3 protein-coding genes and 1 pseudogene are annotated in these 2,749 nt (G+C 54.9%); 1 reads left to right on the top strand and 3 read right to left on the bottom strand.

The annotated features are described in order from the left end of the window. The 3 genes and pseudogenes from ACTHSW_RS10760 to ACTHSW_RS10750 form a co-directional block, all read right to left on the bottom strand. Positions 1-725, bottom strand: a pseudogene (locus ACTHSW_RS10760) (ISL3-like element ISPpu12 family transposase); the annotation flags it as partial. Positions 726-746: 21 nt separating this feature from the next. Beyond that, positions 747-1,259: a signal peptidase II gene (gene lspA, locus ACTHSW_RS10755; RefSeq protein WP_003821921.1), complete on the bottom strand. Its 513-nt coding sequence runs from the start codon at positions 1,257-1,259 to the stop codon at positions 747-749. 3 nt (positions 1,260-1,262) lie between these two features. Further along, a complete protein-coding gene (locus ACTHSW_RS10750; RefSeq protein ID WP_070588402.1) occupies positions 1,263-2,159 on the bottom strand; it encodes a cation transporter in 897 nt (298 codons plus the stop codon). A gap of 95 nt (positions 2,160-2,254) precedes the next feature. Between ACTHSW_RS10750 and cadR the strand changes: the two genes are divergently transcribed. Further along, positions 2,255-2,662, top strand: coding sequence for a Cd(II)/Pb(II)-responsive transcriptional regulator (gene cadR / locus ACTHSW_RS10745; RefSeq protein ID WP_004364961.1), 408 nt, complete (start codon positions 2,255-2,257; stop codon positions 2,660-2,662). Positions 2,663-2,749: the final 87 nt, after the last annotated feature.

Here is a 2,749-nt window from a genome sequence, read left to right as displayed (position 1 = left end):
ACTCTCTCTAGGGCATCGTTGGCCATGCGCACCACATGGAACTTATCGACCACGATACGGGCCTGGGGCAGTACAGCCTTGACCGCTGCCCGGTAGGGGTTCCACATGTCCATGCTGACGATCTCGACCTTCTGCCGGTCTTTCAGCTTCATCAGGTAGTTGGTCACCACGTCCTGGCGGCGGGTGGCCAGCAGGTCGAGCAGGGTTCGCTCCTCAATGTTGGTCAGAATGCAGCGGTAGCGCTTGTTCAGGTATAGCTCGTCAATGCCCAGGATGCGGGGCGTCTCGAAGCGGTGCCAGCGCCCCAAGAACTCGGCGCGGGCGTTGAAGATGTCGCGCACCGTCTTCTCGTCCAGGCCGGTCTGTGCCGCCACAAAGGTGTAGGGGTGGTTGAAGGATTCCTTCTCCACGTACTCATGCAGCCGCAGTGTCATACGGAATCCGTCCACCATCTCCGGTAGCTGGGGCCTGAATGTTGTCTTGCAGGCCCGGCAGGTGTATCGGCGGCGGACCACCCAGAGAGTGACCCGCTTGCCGTGGATGGGCAGATCACGATAGGGAACGTCACGCTTGCCGAACCGTACGAACTCACCCTGCACGCCGCATTCCTCGCAGGCGATGGGATCGGGCACGTCCACCTGGAAGTGCATTTCGTCGTCGGTTGATTTGCAGCCCAGTACTTGGTATTGCGGCAGGTGAAGGATGTTGTCGGGAAGTTCGGTCATGGTGTTGTATAGGCGTAGGTGTCAGTCAGATCCATCCGACTCGGCATTGGTGTTTGCTTTTTTACCCAACAAGCTGCTGGAAACGAAAAGTAAGGCACCGAGGACAATTGCAATATCAGCCAGGTTGAAGGCCGGCCAATGCCAGTCTCGCCAATAGAAATCAAAGGAATCCACAACATAGCCGCGAAAGACCCGGTCAATCAGGTTGCCCATGGCGCCACCGAGGATAAGACTGTAAGCGATGGCTTCTCCTTTATGACGATTTTCAAGGATCAGCTTGATCAGAAAAATCGAGACCACTACCGCGATTCCGATAAAAAAGTAGCGCTGCCAGCCTCCACCATTCGCAAAAAGACTGAATGCGGCACCGGTGTTCCATAGGTGCACCCAGTTAAAGAACGGGGTCACCGAAACATACTCGCCATAGGCCATTGATTGCTGCACCAGCCACTTTACAGCCTGATCAGACGCTGCCAGCAGGCCCGATATGGACAATAGGGCATACGGCGAGAGCTTTTTGCCAATAATGAGCATTATTTAACCCTTCAACGCCAAAATGCGTCTGGCACCGTTAAGTACAATCACCCCCGTGATGGTGCCGATAATCAGATCTGGATAATTGGAACCGGTCCACGCGACCAGGGCGCCGGCGGTGATGCCCCCCAGGTTGATCACCACGTCGTTGGCCGAGAATATCAAGCTTGCCTTCATGTGCGCCCCGCCTTCCCGATGTTTGGATATGAGCAGCAGACAACTGGTATTGGCAATCAATGCGACGAATGCGATAGCCATCATCACCAGAGATTCAGGCTCACTACCGAATACAAAGCGTCTCACCACCTCTACGAGCACGCCCACAGCCAAGATCAGTTGCAGTACACCAGCAAGATGCGCGGCACGTACCTGCATTTTCACGCTATGTCCAACCGCATAAAGGGCAAGCCCGTACACCGCCGCATCGGAAAAATTGTCCAGGGATTCTCCAATCAGGCCGGTGGACTGGGCGATCAGACCGGCAGTCATTTCCACTACGAACAGAAGTGCATTGATGCCGAGCAACCAGCGCAGGGTCCAGGATTCTTGCTTAGCAGAAGCTGCCGAAAACTCGGCGGCCTTGATGGTCTCTGGATTTGCAGCGACGGTTTCCTGAAGCGAGGCGCCTAGCCCCAAGGTCTTCAGTTTCGAGGTGACGGGCTCGATCTCGCCGTCATGCACGACCTTCAGCCGGCGGTTCGACAAGTCGAAGGACAGCGCCCGAATCTCCTCAAAGCCGTTCAGGGCTAGGCGAATCATTCGTTCTTCTGATGGACAGTCCATCTTCGGCACTGCATAAACACTGACCCATCTCCCTGTCGCCTCGGAGGAGGCCTGTATATCGGTATCCGCTGCGGACGTTGCATCACCGCCACAGGCGCCACCACAGGATTTGCTCATAATATGACTCCACTTGAACAATGTTGTGGTACCATTTTAAACTATAAAGCTACTATAAGGTCAATAGAGTAAAGAATCCGTTGGGGAGGAGGCTGATGCGCATTGGTCAGTTGGCGCAGTTGGTAGGGGTCGAAACACAGACGATCCGCTTCTATGAACAGCAGGGCTTATTGCCGCCGCCTGATCGGCAGGACAACGGTTACCGTGTCTATACCGAGAAGCATGGTGAGGGGCTGGCCTTCATCCGTCGCTGCAGAATCCTGGGCCTGTCACTGGCTGAGATTCACGAACTACAGAGCTATCAGGACGACCCTCATCAGCCTTGTACCGCCGTCAACGCCTTGCTCGATGATCACATCTCTCATGTGCGGTCGCAGATAACCGCTCTGCAAGCGCTTGAGAAACAACTCGTTTCACTGAGAGCGAGTTGCAACGATGACCGGGAAGTTGAGGCGTGTGGGGTTCTTGCTGGAATTAGCGAAGGAAACATGCACCAGCAGTAGGTGAAGCATCAACCAGATAATCCGATGAGATGCTAGTCTGTCTCACTCTCATGCAAAGGTAAGATCAACCATTTAATCCGCTTACCC

The organism is Neisseria sp. P0008.S004, from assembly GCF_051962755.1.
In the GTDB taxonomy this organism is placed as follows: domain Bacteria; phylum Pseudomonadota; class Gammaproteobacteria; order Burkholderiales; family Neisseriaceae; genus Neisseria; species Neisseria subflava_A.
The sequence above is the reverse complement of the archived record's forward strand: the minus strand, read 5'-3'. Positions and strand labels throughout refer to the sequence as shown.

Excerpts from the sequence above, each read along its gene's own strand:
- lspA (WP_003821921.1), bottom strand. The coding sequence starts at position 1,259 with ATGCTCATTATTGGCAAAAAGCTCTCGCCGTATGCCCTATTGTCCATA.
- ACTHSW_RS10750 (WP_070588402.1), bottom strand. The coding sequence starts at position 2,159 with ATGAGCAAATCCTGTGGTGGCGCCTGTGGCGGTGATGCAACGTCCGCA.
- cadR (WP_004364961.1), top strand. The coding sequence starts at position 2,255 with ATGCGCATTGGTCAGTTGGCGCAGTTGGTAGGGGTCGAAACACAGACG.